Raw genomic sequence first — 19,048 nt, 5'->3', positions numbered from 1 at the left:
CCATCGAGAGAACAGGACAGCAGCAGTGGACGCAAGTCCAATCAATCCGCGGGTTGAGTCATCCCTCTAAACGAACCCTGATTACCGGGTTGACTTTTGGGGGCCGGAAGCGGCCGTGTGGTGGCTGACGGAAGCGACGAATGGCTGCTCACCGATGTGCGTGACGTTTATGAAGCCCTTGACTGGGCCAATGACAATGCTGATGGACGAAGGTTTGTGCTTTATGCCCGGTTCCCCGATGGCCAAAGCATCGGCGTGGCTCGCTTGGCAGGAGAGCGACCATCGCCGTGAATATTCGTCTCAAGAATGCGCAGTATGTCTCTCCGCTGGCCGGGTCAGGAGGGCGCAGGCTAAGGCGATCAGGGCCGGCACGTAGAACCAGCCGATGGACGCCAATCCAATCCAGGGAAAGACTGCCACGAGACCAGTTGCGGCGATGGACATACCCTTCCACTTTCCCGGGCATCAGGAGCGGAAGCCCGGTCAGGATCACCGGGATCAGCAGCAACGGCAAGTAAAGCGCCGGCCGGGTGGCGCCGAGCAAGGTCAGATGTTCGGTCACCACTGGGCCATTCGGATTCCCCGGCGGCGTCCCGAGCCAGCCCTGCGGGGTCGAAGGCACCGTGAAAGAAACCGACGACATCCCGATCCCAGGCGCCAGGATCGAAGTCTGGGAAGCCGACGGGGACAGCTTCTACGACGCGCGGTACGCTGACGGACACGTTTCCGGGCGGGCGCACCTGTTCACCGACATAGCGCCAAGAGCTGTCGGCCGCATAGGGAAAGCAGCAAGCCGGCAGGAAGGTCTGCGGTAGCGGCTCTGAGTAGAGGCCTCACGATGAACCGGGGCGCCATACCGCATCCTCATACTTGAGCCTATGCAGTAACAGGACACCTTCGGCGAAACGCACTAGGGCAACATCCAGCACAGGATTGGTGTCTAAACTATATCCATTGCCCCATGCACATATGGGGCCGGCCAAGGTATCTGCTAGTCGAAAACTCTCTCCATATTCTCCTTTAGGGCCACTAGTACTTCCGTATTGTAGTCCGCCTTAGCCCCAGGGTGATACGCAACTCTCAGATGCTCCTCAGTCCAAGGGAAGTGACCTCGGCGTGCAGCTAACTCAGCGTCAACGGGGCCTCCTTGATCTGCCGCAACGCTGATTCCTGTCATCGGCGCCAACCCAAAGAGCGCCATGACAGGGCCCAGTCGCGCCTTCTCTTGCCCATCAATGAGTATGGTGATTTCCCAGCGAAAATCAGGGCACGAGTTGAAATGTACTTCTACGTTGGCTTCGGCCGCGCTGTCCATCGGTTCTCGAAGTCGGTGGCAGCGGCCGTATTCGTTATAAGTAAGACAGAGCATATTGTCTTCAACGAAGATAACGTAACCACCGCTCTGGTCGCCGTGAGCCACCAAAACCCCGTTCCCTGATTCCACTCGGGCAGTAATGACGAAGGAGCGCAGGTTCGTCAACTTACTGGAACGGTAACGCTCCATGGGCGCGAGAGTGCGCTCCAGGACGATTGGCTTTTCAAGGACGCCTTCGGTGTCGGGCCGGAACCAGGACATTGACCCGTCATCGATGGGAAATACCTGATTCTCCCACGCTGCTGCGAGCCATTCGCTGCTCAGCGCAGATACCATTTCTGGATATTGACTTGCAATGTTCCTGGTCTCCGTGGGATCCGAGTTGAGGTCGTACAGTTCCCATTCATCATCAGTGAGCTTTGTCCCGAAGGGATGTAGAGTCACCAGCTTCCACCCTTTCGATATGTAGAAACGGTGACCCAGGAACTCAGAGTACTGCTCTGAACGAGTCTGCGGAGCGCTAGCGTCTCGTAGCCAAGGAGCGAATGATCTGCCGTGAGGGGGGTGGGCGTCAATATTTTTCCTGCCGCGAAGCATGGGGACACCGGCCAGGTTCAGAACTGTCTGCCCGACGTCGGAAACATAGGCGAACTGGTTGCGTAGACCGTCGTCGCCTGTCCGACGCGGAAGCCCTGACGGCCAAGAGACTACCAGCGGCGCTCGTACGCCGCCATTAAAAGTATGCCCCTTGTAAAAGCGAAAGGGCGTGTTGGAAACACTGGCCCACCCACGCGGATAGTGGACGGAAGAGAACGCTCCACCCAATAAATCCAGTTCCGAGGGCACGTCCACCTCCCAATCAGCTGGAGGCTGCGGCACATCGATAAATTTACTGAGGTAACTACGGGTACCTCGGCTTCCGCCTTCGCCCGACGCGCCGTTATCGGAGGTAAATACGATAATGGTGTTGTCGTATTGTTCGCTGGCTCGCAGATATTCGATGAGTCTTCCAAGGTTTTGGTCCACATTATCGACGGCGGCAGCATACACCTCCATGTACCGTGCGAAGCGAAGTCGCTCATCCTCGTCGAGCTCCTCCCACGGAGCGACTTCATAACCCGGTTCTGATGCTTTTGGCAACGCCGTTCCCTCAGGAAACAAGCCCCGGCGCAGCTGTTCGGAAAAGCGCCGGTGTCGCACTTCGCCCCATCCGGCCTCATACATCCCCCGGTACTTATCCATATCAGCTGGCTTCGCTTGCAACGGCGCATGGACTGCATGATGCGAGTAGTATAGAAAAAAAGGCCTCTCAGCATCGGATGCTTTCAACGTCCGGATCATATCCACGGCCTGGTCAGTCAGGTCATCGGTAAGGAAATAGTCTTCCGGGTACTGGTCTATCGGCACCGGACTGTTGTCCCGAATTAGCCGATGCGGATGGAACAGTTGTGTGAAGGCATCCATGCATCCGTAGTAGCGGTCAAACCCTCGCTGACAGGGCCACGATTCTTTGGTTGCTCCGTCGTGTAGTTTGGACTCCTTGGTGAGGTGCCATTTTCCGACCATAAACGTCGCATAACCGGCGGCTTGAAAGCTCTCGGCAATCGTAGGAGCGTCCTCCGGCAGTTCCAACCGACTGTTTGGATACCCTGGGTCTCCATGCGCCACCGTTGAAAAACCCGCGAAATGTGGGTTGAGTCCCGTCATCAAAGATGCTCTAGCCGGTGAACAAACTGGCGCGGTGTAGTAGTTGGTCAGCAAGTAGCCGCTCTCCGCAAGGCCTTCTACATGAGGTGTAGCGATTTCTGCTCCGTACGGAGAGATGTCGCTGAATCCCAAGTCATCTACAAGCACGATGATGACGTTTGGCGCTCCTACGGGAGGCTTGGGAGACGTCGGCCAATCCGGTACAGATTCGGAAGCCGTTTCACGGATGGTTCCTGGAAAGGCGTTCTTGCGGGCTCGTGAGTTCATCGAATCCTCGAATGTCAGTTCGGTGTGTGGTTACCGGGCCTGTTGGATGAGCTGAAGCACATGAGTGCGCGCTTCCGCAAACGCTGGCAACGCCCGTGTGCTGAACTGGCTGCGTGGTTCGGGGAAGCTGACCGGCAGTATCTCCGTGACGATGGCCGGCTTCTGGCCGATAACGACGATTTGATCCGAAAGATAGACCGCCTCGTCAATGTCATGGGTGACTACGACAATCGTCATATCGTAGTCTTGGCGAATTTGAAGGCAGAGATCCTCCAACTCGAATCGGGTTTGTGCATCTACTGAAGCGAACGGCTCGTCCATCACAAGCACTTCTGGCCGATAAGCGAGAGCGCGGGCTATCGCCACACGTTGTTGCATGCCGCCGGACAGCTGCCAGGGATATTTGCTTCCAGCATGTGCCAGACCAACCACTTCCAGGGCCTCGTCCAGCCTGGATGCTTCCTCTGTCGTGCCAAGCTTGAGATGCCGCAGCGGGAGTCTGATGTTCTGCCGAGCTGTCAGCCATGGCATGAGGGAACGCGAGTAGTCTTGAAAGACGAGAGCCATTTCTGCCGGCGGTCCTTGTATCGTCCTCCCGTCGATCGCTGCGGAACCCGCCGTAAGCGGATGCAACCCGGCCAGGCACTTCAGCAGGGTCGTTTTACCGACTCCGGATGGGCCGACAATGCAGGCGATCTCCCCTGCATGGACCTCAAAAGATAGATCCTCAATTACTTCTACCCTTGACTCACCGCTGCCGTAGCTTTTAGCGAGGCCTTCTACTGAAAGGCGCACCGGGCGATTGGTGAACCTGGCTTGTATGTTCGCAAACGAGGAAGATTCTATGGACGCCTTGCTCACGATGCCGCTCCTTGTTTTTGTGCTTTAAAGTACCAGCTCAGGATGCGCGCCCTAGCCATCTCGAAGAGAGCATTGGCCGCATAACCAATAGTGCCGAGCAACAGAATTCCCGCCCACATGTCGGCGCTTGCGTAGGATTGCTGGGCAAGCAAGGTCATGGCTCCGATACCAGTCGACGTCCCCATCATTTCGCTGGCAATCATGACAACGAATGCACTTTGCAGACTGATTTGTACGCCTGCCATGATCATGGGACTTGCTGCCGGAAGATTCACGACCAGTAGTCGTTCACTGAAGGTCAGGTTGTAGGCGCGCCCTACGTCCCTGAGGCCGGAATCTACTGAACGCAGTCCATCCACTGTGGCAATCAGTGTTGGAAACACCGCGGCTACAACAATGCTCACAAGACGGGTCTCGTTGCCATAGCCAAGGGTCGCAACGAAGATCGGCACGAGGGCTACCGGGGGTACCGCGCGCCAGAAGTGGATCAGGGGGTCCGCCAACCATGCGATTGGTCGCATAAGCGCCAGCAGAACACCGCCGATGACGCCCAACAAAACAGCAATGGCAAATCCCAGAACCAGGTTGGACATGCTGGGCACGACGTCGCTGTGCAGATGGTCGAACAGCCAAAGTTCGTGGAATCGATTCAGGATTTCTGCCAGTGGAGGGAAGAACGGGTTCGATGACCTCTGAGAAGAGATGAACCAGGCGGCCAACAAGACGATAGGTACGCCAATTTCCAGGCAGATATGAAGTGCCCGACGCGGGATGCCACGCTGGCGCTTGTTCGATGTTGTGTCAGTAGCCAGTAGGACTCTCATCGAGTTTCCTCGACTCTCTGGGACGGATGCCAATGTAGAACTCGCCGCTCAGCGACGACACTGATGCTCTGAAAAAGGAGACCAAGCATCCCCGCCACGAGCACTATTGAAAACACCTCAGTTTGCTGTCCTGAAGATGCCGCGCGCATCAGTAGGCGCCCCAATCCTGGCCCTCCTCCGAACAATCCTGCAACGACAGCGACAACCAAGGCGATAGGTGCAGTAATTCGAATCGAACTGCCAATAAATGCCATCGCCGAGGGCAAGACAACCTTGAGAGTGGTTTCCAGCTTTCCGATTCCGAAGGAACGAGCGCTGTCCAGGGCTACTGGATCCGTGTCCACAACACCGGCCGCGGTCTGCACGAGGATTGGGATAACGCAACCTATAAATACCAAGAAGACGCCCATTCCCATGGTTGGTCCGAGAACTAGCACGACCACAGGGAGGATGACTATCGGGGGCACTGGCTTTAAAAACTCAACTATCACCTTGCTGCCATGCCTTACAGTGGCAGACAAGCCAATCAAGATTCCCAACGCAACCCCCGCGACGATGGCCAAGAGTAGCCCAGATAAAGCCATTGCCACGGTCTCCCCAATGACGGCCCAACTGTTGGCCTGGCCAAGAAACTCAAAAGTATGACTCAAGGTCGTGAACATTGCCGGAACTGAAGAACCAAGCAAACCGGACCATGCGATTACTTCCCACGCTGCCAAGAAGAAGACAACACTGACGATTCCAAATACCAAACGAGGTGGACGAGAGAGCTTTAGCATTAGAAGTCGCTACTCCATGATTGAAACGGACGTGCCGGGCTGCCCCTTCAGGAAGCCCAAATCCGCCATCAACTTGGCTCGTGAATCGATGTCATTCGGCTCTAGGTCCGTCGCCCAGTACAAGGGCGTCACCTGAGAGGGATCGACATCGAATCCGGCTATTTCGATGCCCAAAGCGACTGTCTCATCCACGTGCTCGTTTGCGTAGGCGTTTGCTTTGTAGATCGCCCTGCGGAATTTCTCTAGTGCTTCGGTCTTGTCTTCTACGACTTGGTCGGAAGCTACATACATGCCACCAGCGCCAGGTCCGAAAGCTGTTGTTGAGGGTGTCCCCAATAATTTCATGCCATCATCAAGAGCCTGGGCAGTGAAGGGGCTGGTCATTGAAGCGACATCGATGCTGTGGTTCTTGACCGCTTCAATCGCCGCGCTGAAATCCAAGGCGACCCACTCGACTGTCTCCGGGTCCACCCCTGCCTTGATCAGAGCGTCAGTGATGACCATTTCGAACTGGCCGCTCCGCGCCGGCACCGCGACTTTCTTGCCCTCGAGGTCAGCAAAGGATTCAATTCCACTATCGGGGCTCGCAACTATGGCCCCGTCGTCGTACTTCTCGGTGTCTTCCTCTGGCAGTTCATCGGCACCTGCGACGGCAGTGAGACCGATTCCCTGAGACACGGCATTGATGAGCGGAACTGCTGGAAGGTATGAAATGTCAACCTCGCCGCTCTGTACAGCAGCAACCGCGGCCGGCGGGACCGATATCACTGTAGTTTCGATCCTTACTCCTTCTTCCGCGAAGTAGCCTTTGTCGATGGCGATTTGTAGGGCTGCATCCGCCATGGAACCCAGCGTGCTGACTTTTAGCACTTCAACGTCGGATCCACTCCCTTCTGAAGTGTCAGCGTTACCGCAAGCGGTTGCGATGAGGACGGCAGTCGCGGATACGGCCAGGGCGCGGTATATGCGTAGCTTCATATGGAGTCCTTAGCGTGGGACGGGTGTGTGGGTGTGAGCAGTCCGTGTGGGGAATGGAGCCGTGGCGAAAACAACCGAAGGAATTGGTGATCCACTTCACGGTGCATCGGCCATTAGTATGACCAGACCCCTGCGGAAGCCAAAATCTTCTGGTCCGGTGAGTGGACCCAAAGCCGCACGTTACCCAATGGGGTGTTGAGGGCGCCAGATCAGGTCTTCCCGTTACCGTGGCCCGGAGCCGTCGAAAAGATTGGCCCCCTGGCTCCCTCCCACTACGGAACGTAGGTTGACCTCAGGGGGCTCACTGCCGGCCAACGTCTCGACCAGAAACGCGGACCCTAGAGTTCATGCATCAAGACCTGGCCGCAGCAGCGCCCTATGAGGAAGTGAATGCCAATCAGATGTCGAGCGGTCGAGTTCTCTATTAGGTCGCAACTGTCCCCTGTCGCAAAGGTCCTCTGTGGCATCGACTGGGACAGAGGGACACTACGACATCGCACTCGTGGACCTGCAAGGCACCGTGCTGGCCTCGCAAGGGATTGAAGATACGGCGGCGGGTTTGGCAGAACTGCTGGACCTGCTCCACACCTATGGAGACCAGGCAGGCGACCGTCTGCCCGTGGCCCTCGAAACCCGCGCGGTCTCCTCGCCGCGGCCCTCCGATCGCGCGGCCGGGAGGTCTACGCCATCAACCCTATGGCGATGGCCCGGTACCGCGACCGGCACGCGGCCTCACACAAGAAACCCGATGCCCAGGACGCCCGGCGCTGGCCAACATCCTATGCACAGACCGCCACGCCCACCGCCCGCTTCCTCGGGACTCGGAACTGGTCCAGGACATAGCCGTGCTCGTACGGGCACAACAGGACGTGGTCTGGGACCGACAGCAGCACGCCAACCGCATCCGTTCGCTCCTGCGCGAATACCATCCGTCGGCGCTAAAGGCCTTGACAACCGTGACTGTGTCGAGGGCGCCGTTGGTAGTGCTGTGGACGCCGAAGCCACCCGAGGAAGGTTGCCCACGGGAGCTGACGTCTCCTCAGAGACGTACTCTTAGACTGCGAGTCGCAGGGCGCATAGAAAGGGAGACGCGGCACGTCTCTGACGAAATTCCGGCCACTTGCCTAGGCGTCAGTTAGGGCGCCCTTCGGCCGACACAAAAGCCTGCCCGCGCACCGGTAACCGGAGATGAAGCTTTGGTGCGACTACGTACCGGCAGAATTTACGCGTGGTTTGGTGGAATTCGGCGAGCTGATTCCCCTGGGGTGGCCGCGCACTCGAGCTCGCCGCTGGCAGGCATTACTGATCCAGCAAGCCATCCGGTGGAGCTGTTCGGGGGACCGTCCAAGGGCGCGATTCCCTCTCCGATGCAGTCGACCGTGGTGGCCAACAGTAGCGCCTCTGGGCAGCTGACCCTGGTAGTTGTGCTCCTGATGATGTCGGTGAAACGGCTGGGAAAGGAAGCCCATGTGGACACGGCCGCCCGCTACTATGCCACGAAGCAGTTTGGAGGACAAGGATCGGGTGGCGGATTGCCGCGATAAGTTGTTGTCCATTTGGACAACAAAGGAGATGATGATCACATGACTTCAATCATTGAATCGAGTCCCTCTCGTCAGCGGACCGCCACTGGTCCCACAGTGTTCCGCGTTCAGGACACGACTGCGGATGATTCGGTCCTAGGCAAGGTGCACCTCCTTTTGCGGGTTTTTTCTCCCACCTTGACCCGCGTCGGGTTGACCGAGTTGAGCCGCCGTTCAGGCATTCCAAAGGCAACGACGTACAGGCTCGCCAGTCAGTTAGTGGACTTGGGGTACCTCTCCAAGACGGGTAAGGAGTACCAGTTGGGCTGGAAAATCTTTGAGATGGGCCAGCTCGTCACCGGTCCCGCGCGCCTCTCCGCCGTTGCGCGGCCCACCCTCATCGACCTCCGAAGCGCATCGAATGCGTTAATAGTGCACCTTGCCATTGCTCGAGGTAACGAGTGTGTCTATCTCGAGCGGATCGTGGGCCGCCGCGAAGTACCGTTCCTCTTAACCCCGAGCATGCCGATCCTGTCATCGGCATCGGGTCGGGTGCTTATGGCATATCGGGATTCACGTCGACAAGCAGTCACGGAGTTAGTCGGACGGGAAAAGGCAGAAACTGCCCTCGCCCAACTTGAAACGATTCGATCGCGGAGGTGGGCGAGCGACAACGGGGAGCTGGTGCCGGGCCTGAAAACCTACGCCGTTCCCATTGCGCTTGTCGACCGCCAACGCGTGCCCGCAGTCATCAGCGTCACCGTACCCGCAGACCGGAAGGACGACCAGACTATTCTCCACGCACTATGGTCGGCCTCTGCAGATGTCGGACGTTCTCTCGATCGCAGATGAGCGCCCGCCGCTAGCCCTGTGAGCAGGCGGCACCTCGCGCATATCCGGAAGATATCGGGCGTGATAGACGTGGAAGAGCTCCTTCGTCGTGCTGTCACGGCGGTTGATTTTGGGCTTCCCGTTGACCAGATCACTGCCGCGCCGCCGACGCGTAACCTCGGTTGCCGCCAAGTTCCCATCTACACGCCGACGGCAGGGTGTATCGCGCGTCTGTTTCGGGCTAGTCGCGCCGGGGCCCACTCTCACCACCAAATCCGGCGAGCGAGCCGTGGAGCAGTCCACTGAACGGTCCAGGCGATTGGTTCGCTGGACTGTTGCGGAAAGAATCCCCGCAGGGGCACACATCGCCAGTAGAGGAGTCGGCAGCGCTTATGACGATTGGCAGCTGATCGGACTCCCATCCATATGGTCCCTGCGTCAGGATCCGTCCTGACTAGGGCATGTCAGTTAAGGCAGTACCCGGCCCGGGTCGTGACTTGGAACGGCCAGCGCGTAAACGTTGACCATCGCGATTATGGCCGCCCACCAACAAGGAGAACAACGTGAAGTTCGGCATCATCAGCGAAGCCCAGGTCAACCGGGGCATGTCTTATGGAGTACGTCTCCGGGAGAGTATCAAGGAGCTCGTATTCGCCGAGGAGATGGGCTTTGACTTCGTCGGCACCTCGGAACAACACTTTATGGGGGGCCAGTGGTCGATCTCTGCACCAGAGGTCGTCTTGCCGGTCATCGCGGACCGCACCCACACTACCCAAATTCGTCAGATGGCGATCTCCGCACTTTCGTTCAACAATCCAATCCGTGTTGCAGAGCGCGTGGCTACGATGGATATCCTCTCCAAGGGCCGGTTCAGTTTCGCCACCGCACGCTCAAACAATGACAAGTACATGAAGGGATTCGGCGTCAATCCCGAGACCACTCGAGAAGAGTTCCGGGAGCACCTGGAAGTCGTTATCCGGCTCCTCGCTGCAGACGGGCCCATAAGCTTCGACGGAAAATTCTTCTCCTTCAAGGATGTCGAGATCTCCCCAAAGCTCGAGAGCAAGACAATGCCTCCGATCTATGTCACCGCGACCAGCCCGGAGTCACACTTCCTAGCGGGCAAGTTAGGCCTTGGTCTGATGACGGCAGATACCTGGCTCGGGTGGGAGTTCCAGCAGATGCTGGTGGACTCTTACAATAAGGGCCTTGCCGAGGCGGAACCCATCGACAATCTTTATGACGTGAATCCTCACATTACCGCGTTCACCTTCCCGGCCTATTGCGCCGAGTCTAACGAGAAGTCTCTTTCGGAAGCTCGCGTCGCTATGCAAGCGATGCTCAAGAGCGTCGAAGGGATCGCAGCAGGACTGGCCGGCAATAAGGCCGAGGGATACCAGTACTGGGCCAAGCTGCACGACAACATCGTCAACCACTTTGATGACCTCGAGTATCTTAATGAGTCCTCTCCGATGTTCATGGTCGGTGACCCGGACTGGTTCATTGAACGCGCAGAAAAGCTCGAGACCATGGGCATCGATGAGGTCGTGCTGAAAATCGACGGATACGGTCATTCCAAAACACTTAAGACGATCGAGATGATCGGCAAGTATGTCATTCCGCACTTCAAGGCTCGCAAGGGCTCCATCCCTGAGAACGCACAGATGCGTGCAGGCATTAAAGATGTGGGCAAGTTCCAGCTTTGAGCCGCAGAGAGAATGCGAGGTGGTCGGGTTCCGGCGGCTGTTCAGCCGGTGGAACCCGACCGTCGAGTGTTTCCTGGCTTTTGGGGGACTCTCGTGGGCCCGAGTGGGGCAGGAAGCTGCGTGAACTGCTCCATGTAGCCCACCCGTTCTTGTCCAGGCGCTTCCGATTACGGCACCGACACGAGAACCCCTCCCTCGTCCCGCTCACCACCGGCGGGCAGAGTCCAATTCCGTTGCGAAAGAGGTATGACCATGATCGTCCTGGCCACTCGCGAGGGCTTCGACGTCACCGACAAGGACCGCTTCGACAGCCTCCACATCGAGACCGGTGACCTCGTGCATGAGGAGTTTATCGCTCTGGTGCGAGACAGCTCTGACATCCAACCTCATGAAAAGCCGCGTCACTTGTGGATCTCCATCGATTTCCTTCGCCAGGCGCTGGACACCGCTTCCAACGTCCAGCGTGCCTCCGAGCTGGAGGATATGTTTGCTTACGCAGGCACGCAGGGATGGCTGAATGTATCAGGCACTCATGTGGCGGCACACGTTGTCTTGCCCGGATGATAGGGATCACTTCGTTCGGCAGGGATACGTTGCCGTGATGCAAGCGCGGACAATTTTGGCAAGCGTTCAGGAACACCTGCCAAAATTTTCCGCGGAACGAAGTTCAGCGGAAGCGAACGACCGCTGAGAGGGAACTGATGGTCTGCGTCACGAAGCCTCGAAAGCAGTCGCCGCACCAACAACACTTGAACCACGGCGTCGCGAGGGCCGCCGGGTTAAAACTCGTTCAACCCAAACCGCCGCCCGCAGGGCCCCGATTTCATCGCGCGCCTTGCCAACGATTTGGAGGCCGAGGGGCAGCCCCTTAGAGTCCCGAAGCCCCGGAACGCCAACGGCCGGCAGGCCTAATGCCTGCCAGGCCCTGCTGAGGACAGGATCACCCGTGGTGTCTAGGTCAGCAGGGGCTGCGCCGGGTGCACCGGGACCGATGACAGCGTCGTAGCCAACCATCGCGTGGGCGATCTTGTCAGTGGCTCTCGCTATGGTCATCCTAGCCTCGGCGTATTCGGCCTCCGCGATCCCTGCTCCGGTGCGCAATAAATGCGCCAGCGCCGCGCTGAGCAGGTCCGCCTGGTCGCGTTCCCAAGAACGCTCCCGGGCGGCTTCATACGCCATCTCCACAGGATGCGCTGCGGTCACGCGGGCCACCAACTGTTCCAGGGGCAACAGGTCCACGACGGCACCGGCGGCGCGGAGCGCCTTCAACGTCTCGGATAGTGCGGAGGACATCTCCACGCTAACGACATCGAGCGGTGCCGCAGTCCAGAGCAAGAGCCGGGGTGGCCTGAGAGATTCCAGCCCAACGTCTGGATCGCCGGTGAGCGCCGACCAAGCGAGCGCAAGATCGGAGACAGTGGCAGTGTAAACGCCGTGGCTGTCTAGGCTCTTGCTTAGCCCCACAATGCCGTTTCCCGGGTAGCGGCCATGGGTCATCACCAGGGAGGCGACTCCGCAGTAGGCACCTGGCCGCGTCACTGATCCGGCTGTCTGGGAACCGAGTGCGATCGGGACCTGACCAGAGGCGACGGCGGCCGCTGAGCCACTGGAGGAACCCCCAGGTGTGTGCGCGGGGCTGGCAGGATTTCTGGTTGGTCCAGGGGCGAAAAAGGCGAACTCCGTCGTAACGGTCTTGCCGACCGGTACCGCACCGGCAACTCGCCAAGCGGAGACGATGGCAGCGTCCTTATCAGCCGGCGCCGCGTCGGCACGAAGCCCGGACCCGCATTTTGTCGGATAACCTTCGACGTCGATGATGTCCTTTACGCCAAGCGGCACGCCGCCCAAAGGGCCATCGGGCACCAGGATCGTCTGCGGCTCGTGGGCAGCCCAAGCGTGCAGGGTGGGATCCGTGGCCTCAATGCGCGCTATGCTACGTGCCGCAACGCGCTCCCCTGCAGCCCCGCCTCTGCGAAGTTCGGCAACAGCGTCACGTAACGACCAAGGCTGCCAGAAACTCATGCCTCGTCGCCCCACGCTGCATCCGCTTCCCAAAAGTCCATGCCGCTGGGACTCTGTCCGTGTCGCCACTCGGATGTGCGTCTGAGAGTAGGTTCGACTGTGGCAGTGACTCGGTCCGCCGCGTCGGGGCCGTCCTCCGGCACAGCCCAATGGACCCAGTTGAGTTCCAGTCCAGCGGCGTCGCGCGTGAAGAGGTCAACGTGCTTCCATCCCCAGCCATGCGTGTCGTTGTAACAGGTCAGTGTCATATGGGCCGCACGCATATTTCTCGTCATCGCTTAAGCCGGATTGTTGACGCCGTGAAACTTGCGCTGAAAGTAGACCAGGCCGCCAACCTCGGGCGTGGTCACCACCTGGTCAATCTCCACGAAGAGGACCGAGTGGGTCCCGTGGGTCGATACGGTGCCGATCCGTCCGACCAGCGAGGCGGCCGCCCCGGCAAGTACGGGGACTCCATAGGTCGTGAGGTCCCACCGTGCGTCGTCGAAGCGCTTTTCACGCGGGGTGTCTGTGGCGTTGGCGAAGACGAGCGCTACATCCTCCTGCTCGTGAGCGAGCACATTGATAGCGATCGTGTTATTCGTAACGAACGCGTCATGTGCCGAGGCGGACTTGTTGATGCAGACCGCCATGGTCGGTGGAGAGTCCGTAACCGAGCATGCAGCGGTCACGGTGGTGCCGGCACGGCCGGATTCACCCTCGGTCGTGACGACATTCACGCCCGCGGACAGGTTAGCCATCGCTGCACGGAATTGCCGCTGGGTAGGGTTGAGCTCCGCGGTCATCGTGGTCACAGTTCCTCCTGTGGTTGATCATGTGGGGGACAGCCCCGGTGATGATAGTGAGGCTAGATCGGTGGGAGTTCTGCGGTCAGTCCCAGGTTCGCTGACCGAACCGTGCCGTTGGAGAAGCTGCCCGAATCTCCAACGATGGGTACATGACCATGAAGTTGCCCCAAGTCACCGAAGCGATGTGGGAAACCCTCCTTGCCGAGCTCACCGAGAGGAGAGCTGAGTTTCACGAGCAGAGGTACATCCCACGCGACTTCATTGAGAAGGTCGTTCCGTTCGGCGTATATCGCCATGCAACACCAATCCAATTCGGGGGTGAGCCGATGCCACCCTCGGAATTCCTCCGGATCATCGAGCGGTTCGGGCGCGTCGACGGTTCCACCGCGTGGGTGATCGGATTCGCCTCCGCCAACACGTACCTTGGCGCACTTCCAGTGGAAACCCAAGCCAAGATCTACGCCGCCGGGCCGGACATCGTACTCGCCGGCGGTCTCTACCCCATGGCTGAGGCCGAGGTAACCGAGACCGGATACCGCGTCAGTGGACGTTGGAAGTTTGCCTCGGGATGTATGGCCGCCGACTACATATCCGTCGGCCTTCTCGATCCGTCCGCGGGCGGGAAACCTCGCGCCGCGATCGTCCCAAAGGAGCAGCTCAACATCATCCAGGAATGGGATGTGTCAGGCATGAGGGCCTCCGGATCTTTCGACACCTCCGTGGAAAACGCTCTTATCCCATTCGAGTGGACTTACGTCCGTGGTGGAGCGCCGCTTATCGATGAGCCTCTGTTTCGCTACCCCCTCATCGGTTACCAGGCTCAGTGCCACGCGGCCATTGGCCTGGGGGTGGCGCAAAATGCCCTCGACTATGCCCACGACGCCGGCTCCTATCGAGGCATCACGGGTGCCCCACCGGTCGCCCAGCGGGCCTACTACCGCACCGAATTTTCCCGCGCATACGCTGCCCTCCAGTCCGCCCGATCATGGTTCCTCGACGTGGCCGACGAGGTGTGGGTGTCTGTGACCGGCGGTGACGAGGTTTCCCCAGAGCAAATAGCGAGAATTCGGCTAAGCGCGGTGAACATGTCCGACGTCGCCGCACAAGTCGTCCACGACGTCTCGAAGATCTCGGGCGCCAAGATCATCGATAACTCCCACCCCCTCAACATCATCCGGATGGACGCCCAAGTGCCGCAGCTCCACGCCTCGCTGTCGCAGCACATGTACGACGACGCGGGCGCGGTCCTGCTCGGACTCGACCCGACCACCCCAGGCTTCCTATGAACGCCCGTGTCCACCACCGACCTAGGAGATTGAAAGCATGACCATCGAGTTCACCGCAGGGAACATCCACGATCTGGCGCCTGCCGATCTGGTGCAGGGCGACAGGGTGGCTGGCCGAATTTACACTGACCCCGAGATCTTCGAACTGGAGATGAAAAACATCTTTGAGAAGACTTGGGTCTGGGTGGCACATGAGAGCGAGTTGCCCAAGCCTGGCAGTTTCAAGTCCACCTACGTCGGCCGCAACGCCGTTATCGTAACGAAGGACCGCAAGGGAGCGATTCACACCCTGGTTAACCGCTGTCGGCACCGGGGAGCCAGCGTCTGCGAGCAGCGCACTGGCAACGCCAACGGCTTCACCTGCCCGTACCACGCTTGGTCGTACAGCTTGGACGGGAAGCTTCGCGGCATTCCATACCCCGAGGGCTACGAAGGCGTGATGAATAAGGAGGACATGGGCCTGCAGAAGCTTCGTACCGAAAGCTACCGTGGCCTGATCTTCGCGACATTCAATCAGGATGCCGAGCCGCTGGAGGAATTCCTTGGGGACGTGACACTTTGGGCCGACCACTTCCTCAAACAAGGCGCCGGATACCCACTGAAGGTGATCGGTACCCAACGGTTCAAGTTCAATGGCAATTGGAAGATTCAGTTGGAGAACACCACCGACGGCTACCACTTCCCGATCGTGCACCGATCTTGGATGGCGACCGTCGACGCAGAGACCGCGGACATGCTCTCCTTCATGACTGATCCGGAGTCGACCTGCCACGATCTGGGCAATGGCCACAGTGTGATGCACATGGTCCCGGAACACATTGATCTCGACGTTGATGACGGCACTGAGCCCCTCCAGGCCCGCTTCGACGGGCTCGTCGCTGAGCTCAAGCAAGCCGGCGTCGACGACGTGGAGATCCGCAAGCTTGTCCGCTCCATGCACGGAACCGGGTCAAACCTTAACCTCTTCCCGAACGTGGGCCTCTCTTCGGCCTTCTTCCGGGTGTTGCGCCCGGTCAGTGTTGACGAGACCGTTATCGAACACGTGGCGCTCGGACCAGATGCTCCCCCGGAGATAGCCGAACCGGTGATCCGTGAACGAATGCGAATCCACGAGCATTTCCAAGGCCCGTTCGGCTTCGGCACACCTGATGATGCTGAAGGCTGGGCCCGCGTACAACGTGGCGCGCAGGCCAGTCCTGAAATGCCGATCATGGTCAACCGCGGTCTCAATCGGGAGTACAAAGCCCCCGAGGGGTGGGTTACCTCGCACAGCACCGATGAGACTGGCATGCGCGCCGCGTATGCCAAGTGGAAGGAGATGATGAGCAATGACTGAAATTCTCGAGAGCTCTGTAACCGGGAGCGGCGTGTCCGTGTCCGATCCACGGATCGTACGGACGATTAACTTGATCTGGCGCGAGGCCGATCTCCTTGATCGCAAAGATTACTCCGCTTGGGGCCAGCTCTACGCTGAAGACGCCCTTTACGTTATCCCGATCGACACGTCGATCGAGGACTTCGACAACGTTCTCAACTTGGTTTACGACGACGCCCGAATGCGTGCTCTCCGAATCCAACGCTTCACCGAGGGCTACGCTATTTCCGCCGTCGACTCCGCAAGGACCGTCCGGACGGTGTCGCGGTTTGTCCCGGGCAGTGCATCAGAGGACATGATGACGCTGCGGGCCGCCCAAATACTCGTTGCCTACAAGCGAGGCACATACGACATTTGGGCCGCGGACGTTGACTTCCAGATCCGACTTGGAGACGAGCCTACGAGTGACCGGATTGTGAAGAAGGTTGTGCGGTTAGTGGACGCGGAGGACATGGTGCCAGCAGCGGGGTTCCTGTTGTGAACATGCTGGTCCGTGTCGCCGATATCGAGTCGGAGACGCCTGACATACGTACGCTGAGGTTGGTCCGTACAGACGGGACCCTTTTCCCGCTGTACTCCCCTGGCGCTCACATCGACGTAACCGGACCGACCGGGGTGCTGCGGCAGTACTCGCTATGCAGCCCGCCGGGGGACCCATCTTCCCTCCTCATAGCTGTAAAGAGGGAACCAAACTCCCGAGGCGGTTCCGTTGCGCTGCACGAAGTGAAAGTGGGCGACCACCTCAAGATCAGTGAGCCGCGTAACCTGCTCACAATCGCCGAGGACGCGAGCGAACATGTGTTGGTGGCAGGAGGCATCGGGGTGACGCCTCTGCTGTCCATGGCCTACGAGCTGTGGCAGCGCGGCGCGGACTTCACACTGCACTACTTCGCCAGCTCCCGGGAAAAGATGTCATTTCGCGAGTTCCTGGAAGAACGCGCGGAATTCCGGCATCGGGTCAGGCTACATTTCGGTGTCCCCCTCAAGGAACGGACGCGTCTCCTTACCAAAGTCGCCAAAGGCCTGCCCGCCGGAACACACGCCTACACCTGCGGTCCGGGTCCGTTTATGGAACACGTCACCTCGATCCTCGCCCCGGTCGTGGGCGAGGGCAACGTCCACGTTGAACACTTCGTGGCGGAGGGTATCGACACCAGCCGTGACAAACCGTTTGTGGTCGAACTCGACGGTGTCGAATATGACATCCCTGAGGATCAGTCGATCCTCGGAGTCTTGGAGGAAAACGGAGTTGAGGTCTTCAAGTCGTGTGAGGAGGGCATTTGTGGCTCCTGCATCTCCGGTGTCCTCGAAGGTGTACCCGACCACCGCGACAGTTGCCTCTCCAATGCAGACAAGGCCGCTGGCAAGGAGATGGCCCTCTGCGTCTCCCGCGCCTTGACAGATAAGTTGGTCATCGAGTTGTACTAACCATCGCAGTTCACTCATAGGAGTCGCCATGACCGAACAGACTCACGCCGGCAGCCTGGTGCGCACAGCCGAGCAGAAGTCATACTGGCGCCAGGTGCTAGGGCACTACCCGACAGGGATCACAATCATCACGTCGACGGACCGGGGCGGCCGACCCGTCGGCATGATTGTTGGCACGTTCACGTCTGTCTCGGCAGAACCGCCCCTCATTGGTTTTATGCCGCAGCGAACCTCGCAGACCTTTCGTGAGATTGAGCAGACGGGCCGATTCCGTGCTTCCGTACTTGGTGCCAGTCACGAGAAGTTCTGTCGGGACTTTTTCTCTGCACCGAAGGAGAGTCGCTTCAGCAGCGAAGCGTGGGAGTTCGACGCGCACGGCATCCCGCGCCTGACGGACTCTGTCGCCTGGTTTGATGCGACGGTGTACAGCGTTCTCCCTGCCGGCGACCACGTGTTGGTGCTGGGTGAGGTTGCCGACCTCGGTCTAGGGCCACGAGCTGGAGCCGTTCCGCTCGTATTCCTCAACGGGGGTTATGGTACGTTCACCAAGCCTCAGCCCGGGTTCAGCCCGGAGGACTTCGGTGGCCGGTTGCGGGTTGCGAACAGTGTCACAGGACTGGTCCGACAGCTGACGATGGAACTGGGCGTTGAATGCGCGCTATCGACTGTTGTGCACGATCAGGTCGTGGTGCTGGCCGCTGCTGATCTGCGTTCGCCGTACGTCGGCACCTCCTTTCCGTTCGCGGCGCCGATGGGTCCTGGCGCCGCTGCCTGGTCCCCCCTCGAGGTCCGCGAAAGGTGGATCAACAACGGGCTGCAGATAACGGGCAAGATGGATACCACTCTCATCAGCGACATCATCGATTTGACCCGCTTCCATGGGTATGCCATATCGTTTGGACACACTATGGACGACGGCTTCGAAGCAGTTCTCTCATCCGCCAAGGATGATGCACAAGCTTTAAGCCAAGTCTGGGAGGCTCTCGAGATGTCGTACAAAGAATTTCGTTCGGATCCCAGACCTGAGGCGCACGCGTCTGTCTTGCAGATCCCTATTTTCGGCCCCGACGAGCACACGGCGTACGAGCTCGTCGTAAGTGGCTTCGCAGGTAGTCACACTGAACGATTCAAACGAATCCTCGCCACATCACTCAGCTATGGCCAACAAATTACTGGCATGATCGGAGGGACGGCGCCGGCCCACTATTCCCCACAAATCCCCTAACACCCCCAGAGCGCCACGGCTGCCCTGTCACTGTCCACCGCGCCTCACCCACGTTTGTGGATTGAAAGCCGGCGTTCGTCGGCAAAGTTCCCGCCGGCTGCTGACCCCAAGATTACCAAGCCGTGTCCGTACC

The 19,048-nt window shown here is 59.1% G+C and carries 15 protein-coding genes and 1 pseudogene; 9 read left to right on the top strand and 7 right to left on the bottom strand.

Annotated elements, in window-relative coordinates; genetic code table 11:
- Positions 1 to 991: 991 nt before the first annotated feature.
- From E4J89_RS16915 to E4J89_RS16895, 5 genes are read right to left on the bottom strand one after another with little or no spacing between them, the layout of a single operon-like run.
- The gene (locus E4J89_RS16915; protein ID WP_136787393.1) at positions 992 to 3,289 is read right to left on the bottom strand and encodes an arylsulfatase; all 2,298 of its coding nucleotides are present in this window, start codon (positions 3,287 to 3,289) and stop codon (positions 992 to 994) included.
- A 30-nt stretch (positions 3,290 to 3,319) separates the two neighbouring features.
- A complete protein-coding gene (locus tag E4J89_RS16910; RefSeq protein WP_205754526.1) occupies positions 3,320 to 4,135 on the bottom strand; it encodes an ABC transporter ATP-binding protein in 816 nt (271 codons plus the stop codon).
- 11 nt (positions 4,136 to 4,146) lie between these two features.
- Positions 4,147 to 4,974, bottom strand: coding sequence for an ABC transporter permease (locus tag E4J89_RS16905; RefSeq protein ID WP_136787391.1), 828 nt, complete (start codon positions 4,972 to 4,974; stop codon positions 4,147 to 4,149).
- A complete protein-coding gene (locus E4J89_RS16900; protein WP_136787390.1) occupies positions 4,971 to 5,753 on the bottom strand; it encodes an ABC transporter permease subunit in 783 nt (260 codons plus the stop codon). Before E4J89_RS16900 ends, E4J89_RS16905 begins: the two co-directional genes overlap by 4 nt.
- 9 nt (positions 5,754 to 5,762) lie before the next feature.
- Entirely contained in the window at positions 5,763 to 6,731 is a 969-nt protein-coding gene (locus E4J89_RS16895) for an ABC transporter substrate-binding protein (RefSeq protein ID WP_136787389.1), read from the bottom strand.
- Positions 6,732 to 7,166: 435 nt separating this feature from the next.
- Here E4J89_RS16895 and E4J89_RS16890 point away from each other — a divergent pair.
- From E4J89_RS16890 to E4J89_RS16875, 4 genes and pseudogenes are all read left to right on the top strand, one after another.
- Positions 7,167 to 7,678, top strand: a pseudogene (locus E4J89_RS16890) (IS110 family transposase); the annotation flags it as partial.
- 636 nt (positions 7,679 to 8,314) lie between these two features.
- Positions 8,315 to 9,106 carry a helix-turn-helix domain-containing protein gene (locus E4J89_RS16885; RefSeq protein WP_136787387.1) on the top strand — a complete coding sequence of 264 codons (792 nt, stop codon included), beginning with the start codon at positions 8,315 to 8,317 and terminating at the stop codon, positions 9,104 to 9,106.
- 542 nt (positions 9,107 to 9,648) lie between these two features.
- Entirely contained in the window at positions 9,649 to 10,791 is a 1,143-nt protein-coding gene (locus E4J89_RS16880) for an LLM class flavin-dependent oxidoreductase (RefSeq protein ID WP_136787386.1), read from the top strand.
- Positions 10,792 to 11,037: 246 nt separating this feature from the next.
- Entirely contained in the window at positions 11,038 to 11,355 is a 318-nt protein-coding gene (locus E4J89_RS16875; RefSeq protein WP_136787385.1) for a hypothetical protein, read from the top strand.
- A 147-nt stretch (positions 11,356 to 11,502) separates the two neighbouring features.
- Here E4J89_RS16875 and E4J89_RS16870 read toward each other — a convergent pair whose 3' ends face one another.
- Both E4J89_RS16870 and E4J89_RS16860 read right to left on the bottom strand, forming a co-directional pair.
- Positions 11,503 to 12,813, bottom strand: coding sequence for an amidase (locus tag E4J89_RS16870; RefSeq protein WP_136787384.1), 1,311 nt, complete (start codon positions 12,811 to 12,813; stop codon positions 11,503 to 11,505).
- 278 nt (positions 12,814 to 13,091) lie between these two features.
- Entirely contained in the window at positions 13,092 to 13,598 is a 507-nt protein-coding gene (locus tag E4J89_RS16860) for a flavin reductase (protein WP_169304043.1), read from the bottom strand.
- Positions 13,599 to 13,750: 152 nt separating this feature from the next.
- Here E4J89_RS16860 and E4J89_RS16855 point away from each other — a divergent pair, with 152 nt between their 5' ends.
- From E4J89_RS16855 to E4J89_RS16835, 5 genes are read left to right on the top strand one after another with little or no spacing between them, the layout of a single operon-like run.
- The gene (locus E4J89_RS16855) at positions 13,751 to 14,887 is read left to right on the top strand and encodes an acyl-CoA dehydrogenase family protein (protein ID WP_240691952.1); all 1,137 of its coding nucleotides are present in this window, start codon (positions 13,751 to 13,753) and stop codon (positions 14,885 to 14,887) included.
- Positions 14,888 to 14,924: 37 nt separating this feature from the next.
- A complete protein-coding gene (locus E4J89_RS16850; RefSeq protein WP_136787381.1) occupies positions 14,925 to 16,223 on the top strand; it encodes an aromatic ring-hydroxylating dioxygenase subunit alpha in 1,299 nt (432 codons plus the stop codon).
- A complete protein-coding gene (locus tag E4J89_RS16845; protein WP_136787380.1) occupies positions 16,216 to 16,743 on the top strand; it encodes an aromatic-ring-hydroxylating dioxygenase subunit beta in 528 nt (175 codons plus the stop codon). Before E4J89_RS16850 ends, E4J89_RS16845 begins: the two co-directional genes overlap by 8 nt.
- Before the next feature lie 2 nt (positions 16,744 to 16,745).
- Positions 16,746 to 17,690, top strand: a complete 945-nt coding sequence (locus E4J89_RS16840; RefSeq protein WP_136787421.1) for a PDR/VanB family oxidoreductase — start codon at positions 16,746 to 16,748, stop codon at positions 17,688 to 17,690.
- 28 nt (positions 17,691 to 17,718) lie between these two features.
- Positions 17,719 to 18,915 carry a flavin reductase family protein gene (locus E4J89_RS16835; protein WP_136787379.1) on the top strand — a complete coding sequence of 399 codons (1,197 nt, stop codon included), beginning with the start codon at positions 17,719 to 17,721 and terminating at the stop codon, positions 18,913 to 18,915.
- Positions 18,916 to 19,048: the final 133 nt, after the last annotated feature.

This window comes from Arthrobacter sp. CAU 1506 (assembly GCF_005047635.1).
Taxonomy (GTDB): Bacteria; Actinomycetota; Actinomycetes; order Actinomycetales; family Micrococcaceae; genus Crystallibacter.
The sequence above is the reverse complement of the archived record's forward strand: the minus strand, read 5'-3'. Positions and strand labels throughout refer to the sequence as shown.